This window comes from Streptomyces sp. NPDC007875 (genome assembly GCF_042868035.1).
GTDB classification, from domain to species: Bacteria; Actinomycetota; Actinomycetes; order Streptomycetales; family Streptomycetaceae; genus Streptomyces; species Streptomyces antimycoticus.
The window spans coordinates 166,950-181,260 of sequence record NZ_JBIADZ010000009.1; the positions used below are offsets into that span (position 1 = coordinate 166,950).

The 14,311-nt window shown below is 69.9% G+C and carries 12 protein-coding genes and 2 pseudogenes; 6 read left to right on the plus strand and 8 right to left on the minus strand.

The genetic code is table 11. From position 1 onward, the window contains the following. Nucleotides 1-93: 93 nt before the first annotated feature. Both ACFYOY_RS20550 and ACFYOY_RS20555 read left to right on the plus strand, forming a co-directional pair. On the plus strand, nt 94-564 hold the full coding sequence (locus ACFYOY_RS20550) for a LysR family transcriptional regulator (protein WP_351887884.1): 471 nt from the start codon (nt 94-96) through the stop codon (nt 562-564). 131 nt (nt 565-695) lie between these two features. Then, nucleotides 696-1,836, plus strand: a pseudogene (locus ACFYOY_RS20555) (CaiB/BaiF CoA transferase family protein). 181 nt (nt 1,837-2,017) lie between these two features. On the opposite strand, the gene ACFYOY_RS20560 reads toward ACFYOY_RS20555, so the two are convergent. The 3 genes and pseudogenes from ACFYOY_RS20560 to ACFYOY_RS20570 form a co-directional block, all read right to left on the minus strand. Beyond that, nucleotides 2,018-3,052, minus strand: a complete 1,035-nt coding sequence (locus ACFYOY_RS20560) for an IS630 family transposase (RefSeq protein ID WP_388588591.1) — start codon at nt 3,050-3,052, stop codon at nt 2,018-2,020. Continuing rightward, a pseudogene (locus ACFYOY_RS20565) lies at nt 3,039-3,119 on the minus strand (hypothetical protein); the annotation flags it as partial. The pseudogene ACFYOY_RS20565 and the gene ACFYOY_RS20560, both read right to left, overlap by 14 nt. A gap of 311 nt (nt 3,120-3,430) precedes the next feature. Then, nucleotides 3,431-4,423, minus strand: coding sequence for an aldo/keto reductase (locus ACFYOY_RS20570; RefSeq protein ID WP_351887890.1), 993 nt, complete (start codon nt 4,421-4,423; stop codon nt 3,431-3,433). Nucleotides 4,424-4,545: 122 nt separating this feature from the next. Here ACFYOY_RS20570 and ACFYOY_RS20575 point away from each other — a divergent pair, with 122 nt between their 5' ends. Further along, the gene (locus ACFYOY_RS20575; RefSeq protein ID WP_208523177.1) at nt 4,546-5,175 is read left to right on the plus strand and encodes a TetR family transcriptional regulator; all 630 of its coding nucleotides are present in this window, start codon (nt 4,546-4,548) and stop codon (nt 5,173-5,175) included. A gap of 314 nt (nt 5,176-5,489) precedes the next feature. Further along, nucleotides 5,490-6,665: an epoxide hydrolase family protein gene (locus ACFYOY_RS20580; protein ID WP_388588596.1), complete on the plus strand. Its 1,176-nt coding sequence runs from the start codon at nt 5,490-5,492 to the stop codon at nt 6,663-6,665. A gap of 37 nt (nt 6,666-6,702) precedes the next feature. Here the strand turns inward: ACFYOY_RS20580 and ACFYOY_RS20585 are convergent, their stop codons facing one another. Genes ACFYOY_RS20585 through ACFYOY_RS20600 form a run of 4 tightly spaced genes read right to left on the minus strand, consistent with a single transcriptional unit; the run spans nt 6,703 to nt 12,203 of the window. Further along, the gene (locus ACFYOY_RS20585) at nt 6,703-9,084 is read right to left on the minus strand and encodes a bifunctional salicylyl-CoA 5-hydroxylase/oxidoreductase (RefSeq protein WP_388588599.1); all 2,382 of its coding nucleotides are present in this window, start codon (nt 9,082-9,084) and stop codon (nt 6,703-6,705) included. 11 nt (nt 9,085-9,095) lie between these two features. Beyond that, on the minus strand, nt 9,096-10,778 hold the full coding sequence (locus tag ACFYOY_RS20590) for an AMP-binding protein (RefSeq protein ID WP_388588602.1): 1,683 nt from the start codon (nt 10,776-10,778) through the stop codon (nt 9,096-9,098). Between the two features lie 40 nt (nt 10,779-10,818). Next, nucleotides 10,819-11,721 carry an acyl-CoA thioesterase domain-containing protein gene (locus ACFYOY_RS20595; protein WP_351887903.1) on the minus strand — a complete coding sequence of 301 codons (903 nt, stop codon included), beginning with the start codon at nt 11,719-11,721 and terminating at the stop codon, nt 10,819-10,821. After that, nucleotides 11,721-12,203, minus strand: coding sequence for a cupin domain-containing protein (locus tag ACFYOY_RS20600; protein WP_059149298.1), 483 nt, complete (start codon nt 12,201-12,203; stop codon nt 11,721-11,723). Before ACFYOY_RS20600 ends, ACFYOY_RS20595 begins: the two co-directional genes overlap by 1 nt. 134 nt (nt 12,204-12,337) lie before the next feature. Here ACFYOY_RS20600 and ACFYOY_RS20605 point away from each other — a divergent pair, with 134 nt between their 5' ends. Both ACFYOY_RS20605 and ACFYOY_RS20610 read left to right on the plus strand, forming a co-directional pair. Continuing rightward, nucleotides 12,338-12,763 carry a RidA family protein gene (locus ACFYOY_RS20605; RefSeq protein WP_351887907.1) on the plus strand — a complete coding sequence of 142 codons (426 nt, stop codon included), beginning with the start codon at nt 12,338-12,340 and terminating at the stop codon, nt 12,761-12,763. A gap of 138 nt (nt 12,764-12,901) precedes the next feature. Beyond that, nucleotides 12,902-13,756 (plus strand): PaaX family transcriptional regulator C-terminal domain-containing protein, encoded by an 855-nt coding sequence (locus ACFYOY_RS20610; protein WP_351887910.1) that lies wholly within the window; start codon nt 12,902-12,904, stop codon nt 13,754-13,756. 45 nt (nt 13,757-13,801) lie between these two features. Here ACFYOY_RS20610 and ACFYOY_RS20615 read toward each other — a convergent pair whose 3' ends face one another. Further along, entirely contained in the window at nt 13,802-14,308 is a 507-nt protein-coding gene (locus ACFYOY_RS20615; RefSeq protein WP_351887913.1) for an inclusion body family protein, read from the minus strand. Between the last annotated feature and the right edge of the window lie 3 nt (nt 14,309-14,311).

Sequence of the window (14,311 nt, forward strand, 5' to 3'; positions counted from 1 at the left end):
CTGGCGCGCTTTACCACCGGAGCCGCGAGCGCGCGGAGGGCACCGTACCGCGAGGTAGATTGAGGGTGTGGACATGCTGCACCTGCGCTTTTCGTGACCGTCGCGGAAGAACTCAACTCCTCGCGGGCGGCGCGCAGGCTCCTTATGGCGACCTCCCCACTGAGTCTGCGGATCAAGGATCTCGAGCGTGAGCTGGGTCAGGTGCTGTTCGAGCGGACGACCCATCGGGTCGAGCTGACGCCCGCGGGGACGGCTCTGCTGCCGATGGCCCGCGAGGTGCTGGACAGCGTCAATTCGATTCCCTGGCGGCTGAGCGAGGCCGTCCGGCTGTGTCGCACCACGGAGCTGATCGGCATCCCCGCCGGAGTCCACCCGGATCTGCGCGAGCGCGTCCGGCTGCTCGAAGAGGACTGCGATGAGGTCGTCGAGCTGCGGCGCTGGCCCGGCACCTCGGCCGACCTGGTCACCGGGAATCCGGATCAAGACCGCAGACTTTTCCGGTGCGGCCGAGGTGATCTCCACCGGTATCGCCTTTTCGCCATAAAAGCTGGGAAAACGGTGTGACCGCTGTGGTCATGCCGCTTTTCGTCACGTGATCATTCCCTGTCCGTGTATCCGCCATTAGGTTCGGTGGTGGAAACGGAAGAACACGAGACAGGAGTGGCGATGGACACGACGGCCAAGAACGCGGCCCGTTGGACGGCGTAGGGGTGATCGATCTGTCCACCGTCCACCGTGGTGATGGGGCCGTACGCGGCCCAGATCCTCGGTGATCTCGGCGCGGATGTCATCAAGATCGAGTCCCCCGCCGACGGCGTACGGGTCGGCCCGTACCACACCACACCGGGCACGACGCCGCTCGCCCTCAACGTCAACCGCACCAAGCGCAGCGTCACGCTGGACCTCAGGCAGGACGACGGACACGGGCGGGCTCTGGAGCTCATCGACACCGCCGATGTGCTGATCACCAACATGCGCCCCGGCGCGCTGGCCCGCCTCGGCCTGGACCATGAGCAGATCGCCGCGCGCAACCCACGCTTGGTCTACGCCCATGGACAGGGCTTCCGCAGTGACTCCGACCGGGCGGGCAACGCCGCCTACGACGAGACCGTGCAGGCGGCGTCCGGGCTGGTGGACATGGCGAACCGGGCCATCGGCAGCCCCGTCTACCTGCCGACGATCCTCGCCGACAAGGTCTCCGCGCTCACCATCGTCTACTCGGTGCTCGCCGCGCTGGTGCACCGCGACGAGGCCGGGACCGGGCAGTACATCGAGATCCCGATGACCGACACCCTGCTCGCCTTCGACCTGGTCGAGCACCTGGCGGGCCACTCCTTCGAGCCGCCCATGGGGCCCACCGGGTTCCCGCTGTCGATGACCAGGGGACACCGCGCGGTGCCCGCCCGGGACGGCCTCGCCTGCGTGATGCCGTACACCCCGCGCAACTTCCGGGACTTCTTTGCCGCCGCGGGCCGCCCCGACCTCGCCGAGGACCCGCGGGTGAACGGCGACACCATCCACGACGCCGACATCGACCCGCTGATGGAGCTCATCGAGGAGTGCGCGCCGAGCCTGACCACCGCCGAGTGGGAGCGGGTCTGCGCCAAGCACAGCATCCCCATGGCGGCGGTCCTGGAGCTGGACCGGGCCGCCGAGGACCCGTACGTCTGCGACGGGCATCTGCTCGATGTGGTGGACCACCCCAGCGAGGGCGCGACCCGCTCGATCGGCATCCCGGTGCGCTTCGCCGCCACCCCCGCCTCCGTACGGCGGCTCGCCCCGCTGCCCGGTGAGCACACGGACGAGGTCCTGCGCGAACTCGCCGACCGCTCCTGAGCGCAGCGCGCCGGAACACCCCGTCGGACACCACAGCGGCTGCCGCCGCGGGGCCCGCGGCGTCTGGTGCAGGGGGCACCTCCCAGCGGTAGTTGGGGGCGCCGTGCCAGGCGTCGCGGGCCCGCGGAGATCCGCCGGACAGGGCCTAAGTGGTCGGCTCCGGAAGTCCTTCGGGGGTTGATCAAGCTGTCGGCGCGACGGAGGATTCTTCTGGGTGATCGGCGGTGTGCCGGTCGAGTCTGGCCAGCAGATCGTCCAGGTCGGAGTGGGTGAACTTCCACTGGAACGGCTGTGCCGTGGCGTTGTAGCGGTCTTCGAAAGCTCGGAGCCGGTTCCCGACTTGGGCAAGGTCGGTGAAGTCATTGGGCGCCACGACCTTGCGCTGCACGACGGAGAAGAAGATCTCCACCTGGTTCAGCCAGGAGGCGTGCACCGGGGTGTGGACCAGCACCGTGTTCGGGAACGCCGCGGTCAGCCGGTCTGCGGCCTTCTTGCCGCGGTGGGAGGAGCCATTGTCGACGACCCAGAACACGCGTTTTGCGCTCGTGTACGGTTCCTGGCTCATGACCTGAGCGACGAGAGCCATGAACGGGTCGATGCCGGTGCGTGCTTCGGTGCGGCCGAACACGCGGGCGTGGTGGACGTCGTAGGCGGCCAAGTAGGTCAGCGCTCCGCCGCGGCCGTAGGTGTGGTTCACTCGCATCGCCCTCGCCTGCCCTGCTGCGAGGGTGGGGTGACAGCGGCAGCGGGCCTGGATGGAGGTCTTCTCATCCGCGCTTATGACGTACTCGTCCGCACCGAGCGGCCTGCCGTTGAAGGTGCGGGCGTAGAGGTCCAGCACGCGCTCGGCCTTGGGGCGGAAGTCAGGGTCGGTGATGAAGATCCAGGATCGGTGCTGCCAGGGATTGAGGGTGTCCTGGGCGAGCCAGCGACGCACGGTGAAGGCCGACACGAACGTGGCGATGTCTCGCGCCATGGCCTCGCGGGCCAGCTCCGGGCACGACCAACGCGACAGTGTCGCGCCGGCGTCGGAGGGAAGCCGACAGGCCAGGGCCTTGACCTGGGCGACCTGCAAGGCGGTGAAGCGGGGCGGACGGCCGGAGCGCTTGCGGTCGGCTAGCCCAGTGAGTCCCAGCGCAGCGAATCGGTTCCCAGGTCCGCACGGTGTCCAGGTGTAATCCGGTCTCACGGGCGATGCGCGCGTTGGAGCGCCCACGCGCAGCGTGCAGGACCACCTGAGCCCGCATACGCAGCCGGTGCTCGGTCTTTTGACCGTAGGCCATCCTCTTCAGCCGCTCGCGCTCGGCGGGGGTCGGGGCTATCGCACGGGCCGGGGCAACAGACAAGACAGGCAGGCCAATCTGTAGAAGTGGTTTTTGGCCGCCCGCATTCTGGGAAGCCCTGCCCGTCGCACCCCCGGCACCCCGCCGGATCGTCCGTCAGCGGTTGACCTCGAGGTTGATCAGGAGGAGCAGGGCGCGCCGTGGCTGGTGCGCACGTGGGCACAGACCCCGGTCACAGCCCCGCCTGAGAGGACATGCCGCCGCTGCTCGCCGCCGCATGCCCGGGACCGCCGAACTTGGTGTACGGGCTGTCAGTCGGTGCGGTAGCCAGCCATGATCGAGGCCGGGTAGCGGCTGCCTGCGGAGCCCTGGGGGAGGACCTCCCGGATACGGGCCAGGTCGGCCTCGGTGAGTTCTACGTCGGTGGCGCCGACGTTCTCCTCCAGACGTGTGGCGCTGCGGGTGCCCGGGATCGGGATTACGTCCTCGCCCTGGGCGAGCAGCCAGGCCAGGGCAAGCTGGGCGGGGGTGATGCCCTTGGTGGCGGCGAGCTTTCGGAGCTGCTCGGCGGCGTTCAGGTTGTAGGCGTAGTTCTCGCCCTGCCAGCGTTCGTCCCAGCGGCGCATGTCGCCCTCGGGGTACTCGTCAGCGGGCTTGACCACGCCGGAGAGGAAGCCGCGGCCGAGCGGCGAGTACGGTACCAGGCCGATCCCCAACTCTCGCAGGACCGGCAGGATCTCGTCCTCTACTTCGCGTTCGAAGACCGAGTACTCGTACTGAAGGGCTGTGACCGGGGTGACGGCGTGGGCGCGGCGGATGTACCGCGGGCCGACGTTACTCAGGCCGAAGTACTGCACCTTGCCCTCGGCGATCAGGTCACCGACAGTGCCGGCGACCTCCTCGGCCGGTACGTCGGGGTCGGAGATGTGCTGGTAGAAGAGGTCGATGCGGTCGGTCTGGAGGTAGCGCAGGCTGTTCTCGGCGACCTTGTGGATGTTCTCCGGGCGGCTGTTGACGCCGCTCCCCGGCGTCTTGCTGGTCATGTCGAAGCCGAACTTGGTGGCCAGGATGACCTCGTCGCGGAAGTCCTTGACTGCGCTGCCGAGCAGCGTCTCGTTGCTGCCGGTGCCTTGGCCGTACAGCTCGGCGGTGTCGAAGAAGTCGACTCCGAGTTCGTGGGCGCGGCGGATGGTGGAGATGCCGTCCTCGTCGTTCGAGGGGCCGTAGGCCAGGGACATCCCCATCACGCCCAGTCCGAGCGCGGAGACGCGCAGTCCCTGCTGTCCCAGGGTGCGGTGCTGCATGAGATCGCTCCTCGTGTCATGTCGGCAGCCCATAGCTGGCCAAACCAAACGGTTCGGTTTGAACCTACGCCTGTCTGGAGCGCAACGCAAAACCGAACGGTTCGGTCGCCTATCCTGGGCTCATGCCTCGCTCCACCAACCCTGGCCAGACCTCGGACGCCGCCATCGCGGGCGAGTCCGCCGACTCCACGCGCCAGCGGATCGTCGCCGCAGCCAAGGAGGAGTTCGCCCGGCACGGGATCGCCGGCGCCCGCGTGAACCGCATCGCCAAGCAGGCCAGGACGAGCAAGGAACGTGTCTACGCCTACTTCCGCAGCAAGGAAGCCCTTTACGCGCACGTCGCCGAACGCGAGACGACCGCACTCGTCGAGGCCACTCAGCTGGACCCGGCCGACCTGCCCGGTTATGCCGGCATCCTCTTCGACCACTTCACGGCACGTCCGGACCACTACCGCCTGATCATGTGGGGCCGCCTGGAGCTGGCCGAGCCCGCAGACAACACCACCAGCCCCCTCCAGGCCACGATCGCCGGCAAGCTCGACCAGCTCCGCGACGCACAGCGCATCGGGCTGCTCGACCCGGCCTGGGACCCGGTCGACGTCCTCGCCCTGATCAACCAGATCGCCATGACCTGGGCAGGTCAGCCCGAAATCGCCGCCGCTGCCGCAGACCAGGCCGTGGACCCCTCCATCGCCGCCCGCCGCGCCGCACTGGTGGCCGCCGTCGAGCACATGTTCCCTCGCTCGGACTGAGAACAACGCCCAAACCGTTTGGCTTGACGCACACCTCCGGGTGTGTCCGTTGAAGATGACCTGGTGGACGAACGTGCGGTCCACTGGCGCGGGAGTGATGACGTCGAGCCCGCGGCCGGCCAGGTGGTCGGTGATGGCCGTGGCCATCCGGATTGGCGGTAGCAGCCCTCGTCAACGGCTGTGCCAGCCAGGAGTTCGGCGACACCCGACAGACGCGCCGTCCCGGGGTCAACCCCCGAAGGACTTCCGGAGCCGACCACTAAGTGCCCAGCGTCTCGGCGGAGGGGCATGGCGCGGCTTGTAGGGTGCGTGCCATGCCGGATGCCACGCCCCGCCCCGAGCCGTTCACCCCGCAGACCGCACCCGCGGAGCTCGAGGACCTCCGCGCGCGGCTGCGCGCGACCCGCTGGCCGGACGCGCCCGAGGACGCCGGGTGGTCGCTGGGGACCGACCTTGACTACCTCCGCGAGCTGGTCGCCTACTGGGCGGAGGAGTTCGACTGGCCGGCCCAGGAGGCGGCGCTCGGCCGGCTGCCGCGCTTCCGCGTCCGGCTCGGCGGCCTCGGGATCCACTTCGCACACGTCCGGGCCGCAGCCCCGGCCGGACCTGCCCTGCCGCTGGTCCTCAGCCACGGCTGGCCGGACTCGTTCTGGCGCTACACGAAGGTCATTCCGCTGCTCACCGACCCCGGCGCGCACGGCGCCGACCCCGCCGACGCGTTCGACGTGGTCGTCCCCGACATTCCGGGCTACGGCTACTCCGACCGGCCCACCGGGGCGCCGCTGAACTCCATCGCCGTCGCCGGGCTGTGGGCCGAGCTCATGGACGTCCTCGGCTATGAGCGGTTCGGCGCGGCGGGCGGGGACATCGGCAGCCATGTGAGCCGCTACCTCGGGCTCGACCACCCCGACCGGGTGGTGGCCGTGCACCGCATGGACGGCGGCCTGCCCGTCTTCACCGGTGACCCGGCGGACCTCGCGCCCGAGGAGCGCGCCTGGTTCGAGGAGGTCGCGGCCTGGGGCGCGGCCGAGGGCGCGTATGCCGCCATGCACCGCAGCAAGCCGCAGACCGCCGCCTTCGGGCTCACCGACTCACCGGTCGGGCTCGCCGCGTGGATCGTCGAGAAGCTCCGTTCGTGGAGCGACTGCGACGGTGACATCGAGCGGTGCTTCACCAAGGACGAGATCCTCACGAACGTCACGCTGTACTGGCTCACGGGCACGATCGGCTCGTCGATGCGCATGTACCACGCCAACGCCGCGATCCCGCCCGAACAGCACGCCCGCCGGGTCGAGGTGCCGTCCGGCTTCTCGCTCTTCCGCGGCGACATCGTCCGCCCGCCGCGGGAGTGGCTGGAGCGCATGACGAACCTCGTGCGCGTGACCGAGCCCGAGCGCGGCGGACACTTCGCGCCCTTCGAGGAGCCCGAGCTCTACGCGGAGGAGCTGCGCGCCTTCTTCCGCCCCTACCGGGCGGCGGCGACGGGCTGAGTCCGGATTCCGTCGCCGCGTCCGGCCACGCCACGCGTCAGGAGAGGGGCGCCGGTTCCGGGACCGGGGTCCAGCGCAGGTGGACGGCCTGGTCGGCGGGGTCGGACCGGAGCAGGGACAGCCGGGGCCGTACGGCGTCGGTGCGCGCGGCCGGGGGCTTGCGGCGGCCCGCGCCGAACGGCACCGGCCACTCGGCGCCCGGCCCCCGGTACTCCTGCTCGGCCGCCGCGTGCAGCGTCCAGTGCGGGTCGTACAGATGGGTGCGTCCCACGGCGCACAGATCGGCGCGGCCCGCCAGCAGCAGGGAGTTGACGTCGTCGTACGAGGCGATCGCGCCCACCGCGATGACGGCGGTCCCGGTGGCGGCGGCGACCTCGTGGCGGATGCGGTCGGCGAACGGGGTCTGGTAGGAGCGTCCGAAGGCGGGGCGCTCGTCCTTGGTGACCTGCCCGGAGGAGACGTCGATGGCGTCCGCCCCGTGGGCGATGAACGCCCGGGCGATCTCGACGGCGTCGTGCTCGGTGTTGCCGTCCGGCACCCAGTCGGTGGCGGAGATGCGCACGATCATCGGCCGATCCTCGGGCCATGCCTCCCGTACGGCGTCGAAGACCTCCAGGGGGAAGCGCAGCCGGTTCTCCAGCGGGCCGCCGTACGCGTCGGTGCGGTGGTTGGCGACCGGCGAGAGGAAGGAGGACAGCAAGTAGCCGTGGGCGCAGTGCAGTTCGAGCAGATCGAAGCCTGCCTCGGCGCCCCGGCGGGCGGCGGCGACGAAGTCCGCGGCGATCCGGTCCATATCGGCGCGGGTGACCTCGCGCGGAACCGCCGAGCCGGGGCCGTACGGCAGCGCGGACGGGCCGACGGTCTCCCAGTTGCCCTCCGGCAGCGGCTCGTCCATGCCCTCCCACATCAGCCGGGTCGACCCCTTGCGGCCCGAGTGGCCGAGCTGGAGGCCGATGCGGGCGGTGCTCCGCTCGTGGACATAGGACACGATCCGCCGCCAGGAATCGCGCTGCTCGCCGTTCCACAGGCCCGTGCAGCCGGGCGTGATGCGGCCCTCGGGCGAGACGCACACCATCTCGGTCATCACCAGTCCGGCGCCGCCCATGGCCTTGGAGCCGAGGTGGACGAGGTGGAAGTCGCCGGGCACGCCGTCGACCGCGGAGTACATGTCCATCGCCGAGACGACCACCCGGTTCTTGAGCTGCAGCCGCCCCAGCCGGTAGGGCTGGAACATCGCCGGTGCCACCGTGTCGAGGCCCTGCGCGGTGGCGAAGGCGGTGTCGACCTGGTCGGCGAAGTCGGGGTCGCGGGTGCGCAGGTTGTCGTAGGTGATGCGGCGGGAGCGGGTCAGCAGGTTGAAGCAGAACTGGGTCGGCTCCTGGTGGGCGTACATCCCGATGTTCTCGAACCACTCCAGCGAGCCCTGCGCCGCCCGCTGGGTGGACTCCACGACCGGGCGCCGCTCGGTCTCGTAGGCGGTCAACGCCCGCTCGGCGTCCGGGTGTTCGTGCAGACAGGCCGCGAGGGCGAGTGCGTCCTCCATCGCCAGCTTGGTGCCCGAGCCGATGGAGAAGTGAGCGGTGTGGGCGGCGTCCCCGATGAGCACGAGGTTGCCGTGGTGCCAGCGCTCGTTGCGTACGGTCGTGAAGTTCAGCCACTTGGAGTTGTTGGCGAACAGCCGGTGGCCGTCGAGCGCGTCGGCGAAGAGCTCGCGGACGCGCTCGACGGCCCGCTCGTCGGAGGCGCCCGGTGTGCCGTCGGCCAGGTCGGTGGCGTCGAAGCCGGCCCGCCGCCAGACGTCCTCGTGCATCTCGACGATGAAGGTGGAGCCGGTGTCGGAATAGGGGTAGCCGTGCACCTGCATGACCCCCCATTCCGTCTGCTCGACGAAGAACTGGAATGCCTCGAAGACCCGGTCCGTGCCGAGCCACATGTACTTGCTGTGCCGGCGGTCCAGCGAGGGGCGGAAGACATCCGCGTGGGCCGCCCGTACCGAGGAGTTGACTCCATCGGCCCCCACCACCAGGTCGTACGACGCGCGCAGCCACTCGGTGTCCGGCGCGACGGTCGAGAAGCGCAGGGTGACGCCGAGGCCGCGGCAGCGCTCCTGGAGCAGGCGGAGCAGTTCCTTGCGGCTCATGGCGGCGAAGCCCTGGCCGCCGACGGTGTGGCTCTCGCCCCGGTAGTGGATGTCGATGTCGGTCCAGCGGGCGAAGCGCCGGGCCATGGCCTCGGCGATGGTGGTGTCGGCGTTCTCGATGCCGCCGAGCGTCTCGTCGGAGAAGACGACGCCGAAGCCGAACGTGTCGTCGGGGGCGTTGCGCTCCCAGACGGTGATCTCGTGGGCGGGGTCGAGCTGCTTCATCAGGGCCGCGAAGTACAGCCCGCCGGGACCGCCGCCGATGATCGCGATATTCACGGGGGTTCCTCTTAACTCTCGGCGACGGCCTCGGTGGCCCGCTCGTCGTCATGGGCCCGGCGCACCTGGCGCAGCAGCTTGAAACGCTGCAGTTTGCCGCTCGTGTTGCGCGGCAGGGCGTCCTGGAACCGCACATCGCGCGGGTACTTGTAGGGCGCCAGGAGCTGCTTGACGTGGTCCTGGATCTCCTTCACCTTGGCCGCGTCGCCGGGCACGCCGTCCCGCAGCACCACGAAGGCGCACACGACCGAGCCGCGCTCCGGGTCGGGGCGAGCCACGACGGCGGATTCCACGACGTCGGGGTGGGTGTCGATGGCGGACTCGACCTCGGGGCCGCCGATGTTGTACCCGGAGGAGACGATCATGCTGTCGCTGCGGGCGTGGTAGTGGAAGTAGCCGTCCTCGTCCCGGTGGAAGATGTCACCGGTGATGTTCCAGCCCTCCAGGACGTAGTCCCGCTGTCTTTCGCCGCCGAGGTAACGGCAGCCGACCGGGCCGATGACACCGAGTCTGCCCGGCTCTCCGGGGCCGAGTTCCGTGCCGTCGGGGCCGAGGATCGTGGCGCGGAAGCCCGGGACCGCCTTTCCCGTGGCGCCGGGCCGGATGGCGTCCCCGGAGGCGGAGATGAAGATGTGCAGCAGCTCGGTGGCGCCGATGCCGTCGACCACCTTCAGGCCGATGCGTGTCCGCAGGTCCTCCCAGGTGGTGCGGGGTATGTGCTCGCCCGCCGAGACACCGATCCGCACCCCGGCCAGCTCCTGTTCCCTCCCCTCGCGCAGGATCGCACGGTAGGCGGTGGGCGCGGTCGCCAGGACGGTGACGCCGTGCCGCCGCACGATCTCCGCGAGCTGCAGAGGCGTGGCGGACTCCGTCAGCAGGGCGCAGGCACCGGCTCGCAGCGGGAAGACGACCAGCATGCCGAGGCCGAAGGTGAAGGCCAGGGGAGCGGTGCAGGCGACCAGATCGTCCGGCACCAGGCCCAGGGTATGGCGGCCGAAGGTGTTGTCAATGGACAGGATGTCGCGGTGGAAGTGCATGGTGATCTTGGGGACGCCGGTGGATCCCGAGGTGGGGCCGAGGAGCGCCACGTCGTCGGCGGCGGTGTCCACGTTGGTGAACTCGCCGGACTTGCCCATGGCCCTGGCCACCAGATCCTCCGGGCCGCTACCGCCGTACCCGACCACCGTCAGCCCGGTCAGCACGGTGTCCCGGACCGTGCGGACCTCGTCGGTGAACCGGTGGTCCACCAGGGCGATCGAGGGCCGGGTGCGTTCGGCGACGGGGGTGAGCTCCCGGGCGCGCAGGGCGGCCATCGTGGTCACCACGACACCACCGGCCTTGAGGACCCCGAGCCATGCCGCCACGGACCAGGGGTTGTTGGGCGAGCGCAGCAGGACGCGCTGCCCCGGCACCAGGCCCAGGTCCTCGGTGAGCACCTGGGCAACCTGATTGGCGCGGGTGCGCAGTTCGCCGTAGGTGCACAGCCCGCCGTCCGGGGTGCGCAGGGCGGGACGGCCGGGGCCGAACAGCGCGGTGGGGGTGTCGATGAGCTCGGTCGCCGCGTTGAGCCGGTCCGGGTAGCGCAGTTCCGGCGTCGTGAACTCGATCGTCGGCCACAGGTGCGCGGGCGGCAGCCGGTCGCGCGTGAAGGTGTCGATGTGCGCGGAGGGTGAGAGGGGGAGCGGAAGAGTCACGGAAGAGTCCTTCCGTCAGCCCGCCGGGAAGCGCAGCGGGTCAGGTGGGACGGATCAGGCCCTCCTGGACGACGGTTGCCAGGTGGCGGTGATCGCGTGTGAAGAAGCGGCCCGTGCCCAGGCCGCGGCCCGCGTCGGCGGCGGCGGCTTCCTGGACGTAGAGCAGCCAGTCGCCCAGCGGCCCCGGACGGTGGAACCACATCGCGTGGTCGAGGCTGGCGGTGACCAGCCCGGGCCTGGCCCAGGGCAGGTCGAGCACGCGCAGGACGGGTTCGAGGATGGTGTAGTCGCAGACGTACGCCAGGGCGGCCAGGTCCCGTTGGGCGTCGGTCAGCCCGTCGACCGGGCGGAGCGGGTCGAAGGGCCTCAGCCAGACCGCCTGATGCGGAAGGCGTTCTCCCTCGACGGTGAGGTAGACCGGGCCGGGGACATGCCGCATGTCGAAGCTGCGACCGCCGGACCAGTACGCCTTGGACTCCTTGGTCATGGACCCGCCGTCGCGCTCCGCGAGGTACTCCGCCGAGCTGGGCAGGGTCTCCGGGGCGGGCACGTCGTCGGCGAACGCGGCGTGGAAGGCCGCACCGGCCTCGCCCGCCGCGAAGCCGGCCAGGCACACATACAGCGGCTTGCCGTTCTGATAGCCGCGCACCTGCCGGGTGCTGTAGCCGCGCCCGTCGCGCACCACCTCCACCTCGTAGCGCACCTCGGCCCCGATGTCGGCGGGCCGCAGGAAGTAACTGTGCATCGAGTGCAGTGACTTGCCGTCGGTCACCGACCGCATGGCCGCCGCCGCGGCCTGGGCGACCAGATCGCCGCCGTACGCCTTGGGCCACGGGCACGGCTGGGTCGTGGCGGTGAAGGCGAGGTCGAAGTGCTCGGGCTGGGCGGGCTTCAGGGTGACGGCGGCGGTGAAGACGGCCGAGGTGGGGGGCGTCCCGGACATCAGCGGTCCAGCCAGTCGCGCAGCTCGGCGTCGGCGACGTCGGGCAGGTTGACCACGATGTTCTCCGGCGTCCGGGTGGTCATCCAGGTCAGCGGCTTGGTGCGGGAGAGGTTGCACTCCACATGGGGCATGAAGGGCGGTACGAAGACCCAGTCGCCCTCCTCCATGTCGACATAGTCCTCGAACCGCTCGCCGAAGTAGATGCGGGCCCGGCCGGAGAGGACATATCCGCCGGTCTCGGCCTCGCCGTGGTGGTGGGTCACCGAGCGGTAGCCGGGTTCGTTGCTGACCTTGCCGAACCACAGGCGGGTGGCCGGGGTGTGCTGGATGCTCACGCCCGAGACGCGGACGGCACCTCCCGAGTCGGCGGTGTTGCCGCTCTCCAGGCCGCCGCGCGTCACCACCGGGGCGACGATACCGCTGGGCAGCCGGTACATCGAATTGTCGCCTTCGAGGCGGTACTTGCTCAGGTCGGGCTCCATGGGGTCGGCTCCGTTCAGTCGGGGACCAGGATCCGATGTCTCGTGTTTCTCACGGTCGTCATTTAAAGTCAATACACCTGGATGGACCTGCCCGACCGTGGGACAGGACGGAACGCAACCGAGCCGGAGGCCCCATGACCCCCGTCCCCGTGAACCCGACCACCCTGCCGACACCCAGCGGCTACTCACACGGAACACTCGTCGGAAACACGCTCCACCTGGGGGGACAGACCGCCCTCGACGCCGATATGAAGATCGTTCCGGGCGGCATCGTCGAACAGTTCCGGCAGGCGTTCAGCAACCTGCTCACGACGCTGCGCGAGGTCGGCGGACAGCCCGAAGACCTGGTGAGCGTGACCATCTACCTCACCGACATCCCCGACTACCAGGCACACGGCAAGGAGATCGGCAAGGTCTGGCGCGAGCTCGCCGGGCCCGTCTACCCGGCCATGGCGGGCATCGGCTGCACGGCGCTGTGGCAGCCCGAGGCCATGATCGAGATTCTCGGTGTGGCCGTGATCCCGGAGGAGCGACTCGTGGCGCCGCACACCGGGAGGTGAGGCGGACCCGTCGCACCGGGGAGTGAGGCGGACCCCTCTCGTACCGCATCGAGGTCGGTCGCGTGGTGCGGCGGCGCACCGGGCCTCGTCCGGGAGCAGGTGATCACTCCGCCGCGCCAGGCGTTAGGGTGCCGGTACATGACCGCGCAGACGACAACGGCCACCACCGCAGCGGGCGAGCGGGAATCCCGCCACGCCCCGCTCATCCTCACGGTCTTCGGCCTCTATGCCCGGGGCGAGCACAACTGGCTCTCGGTCGCCTCGGTGATCAGCCTCATGGCGGATCTCGGCGTGGAGAGCCGGGCCGTGCGGTCCTCGGTCTCCCGGATGAAACGCCGCGATGTGCTGCGCGGCGAGCGCCACGAGGGTCTCGCCGGCTACTCGCTCGCCGACTCCACCCTGCAGACCCTCGCCGAGGGAGACGTGCGCATCTTCCGGCAGGCCAGAGCGTCCGGCGAGGACGGCTGGGTCCTCGTCGTGTTCTCCGTGCCCGAGTCCGAGCGCGAGAAGCGGCACGCACTGCGGACGGCCCTGACCCGGCTGGGCTTCGGCACCGCCGCGTCGGGCGTCTGGATCGCCCCCGGACACCTGGCGGCCGAAACCCGGCGCACCCTGGAACGCCGGGAACTGGCCGCGTACGTCGACATCTTCACCGGTGACCACTTCGCCTTCGGGGATCTGCGGGAAAAGGTCCGCTCCTGGTGGGACCTCGACGAACTCACCGCCCTGTACGCGGACTTCCTGGACCGGTACCGCCCCGTCCTGGACGCGGTGACACGGCACGAGCCGCCACCGCTGGAGGCGTTCCGTATCTATGCGCCGATGCTCACCCAGTGGCGCCGCATGCCCTACCGCGATCCGGGACTTCCCCTGGAACTCCTTCCGGAGGAGTGGAACGGCGTGGCCGCGGGCGAACTGTTCCACCGGCTCCACACCCAGCTGAGCGCCCCCGCGGCGGCACACGCCGCGGGGGTCCTCCGCGCCCAGCGCTGACGCGGCACGCACCTACACGCCGCTAGCCGACCGCGGCGAAGTCCGTCAGGAGCGTTTGTCGATGGTGATGAACGGGTCCCACTGGAAGTACCCCACCAACTTCTGCTCGCTGTCCAGGAGCTGGAAGAAGAAGCGGTACGTGACCTGGCCGGTCTTCTTGACGTCCGCCTCCCAGTAGTGGTCCTGATAGTCCTGGGTCTCGAAATCCGGCTGGTCGGTGGCCCCGTCCTTCGGAATCGGGTACGTGCCGTCGCCGATCACGATCCGCGGCTTGCTGATGAGCTGGTCGTTGCTCAGGTACCGGTACAGCAACGCGCAGTATTCGCTGTTGAGCGACAGCGTCGTCTCGCGCCACCTGATGATGTCCCTGGGGTTGGCCCGGAAGTTCAGCTCGGCCCCGGATGTACCGACGATCCGGTCCTGACGTGTCGTCATGTAGATCAGGGCGTGGTCGACCTGCGTCGGCGCGTCGGGGTTCCTCGATGCGTCGGGGTAGCGCTTGGCGATGGAGAACGCGTCGAACGCGATCATTACGTTGATGAATTCCGACATGTT

Coding starts and splice junctions, on each gene's coding strand:
- ACFYOY_RS20600 (WP_059149298.1), bottom strand. CDS start 12,203: ATGGAGCCCGACCTGAGCAAGTACCGCCTCGAAGGCGACAATTCGATG.
- ACFYOY_RS20595 (WP_351887903.1), bottom strand. CDS start 11,721: ATGTCCGGGACGCCCCCCACCTCGGCCGTCTTCACCGCCGCCGTCACC.
- ACFYOY_RS20615 (WP_351887913.1), bottom strand. CDS start 14,308: ATGTCGGAATTCATCAACGTAATGATCGCGTTCGACGCGTTCTCCATC.
- ACFYOY_RS20570 (WP_351887890.1), bottom strand. CDS start 4,423: ATGCAGCACCGCACCCTGGGACAGCAGGGACTGCGCGTCTCCGCGCTC.
- ACFYOY_RS20605 (WP_351887907.1), top strand. CDS start 12,338: ATGACCCCCGTCCCCGTGAACCCGACCACCCTGCCGACACCCAGCGGC.
- ACFYOY_RS20610 (WP_351887910.1), top strand. CDS start 12,902: ATGACCGCGCAGACGACAACGGCCACCACCGCAGCGGGCGAGCGGGAA.
- ACFYOY_RS20580 (WP_388588596.1), top strand. CDS start 5,490: ATGCCGGATGCCACGCCCCGCCCCGAGCCGTTCACCCCGCAGACCGCA.
- ACFYOY_RS20575 (WP_208523177.1), top strand. CDS start 4,546: ATGCCTCGCTCCACCAACCCTGGCCAGACCTCGGACGCCGCCATCGCG.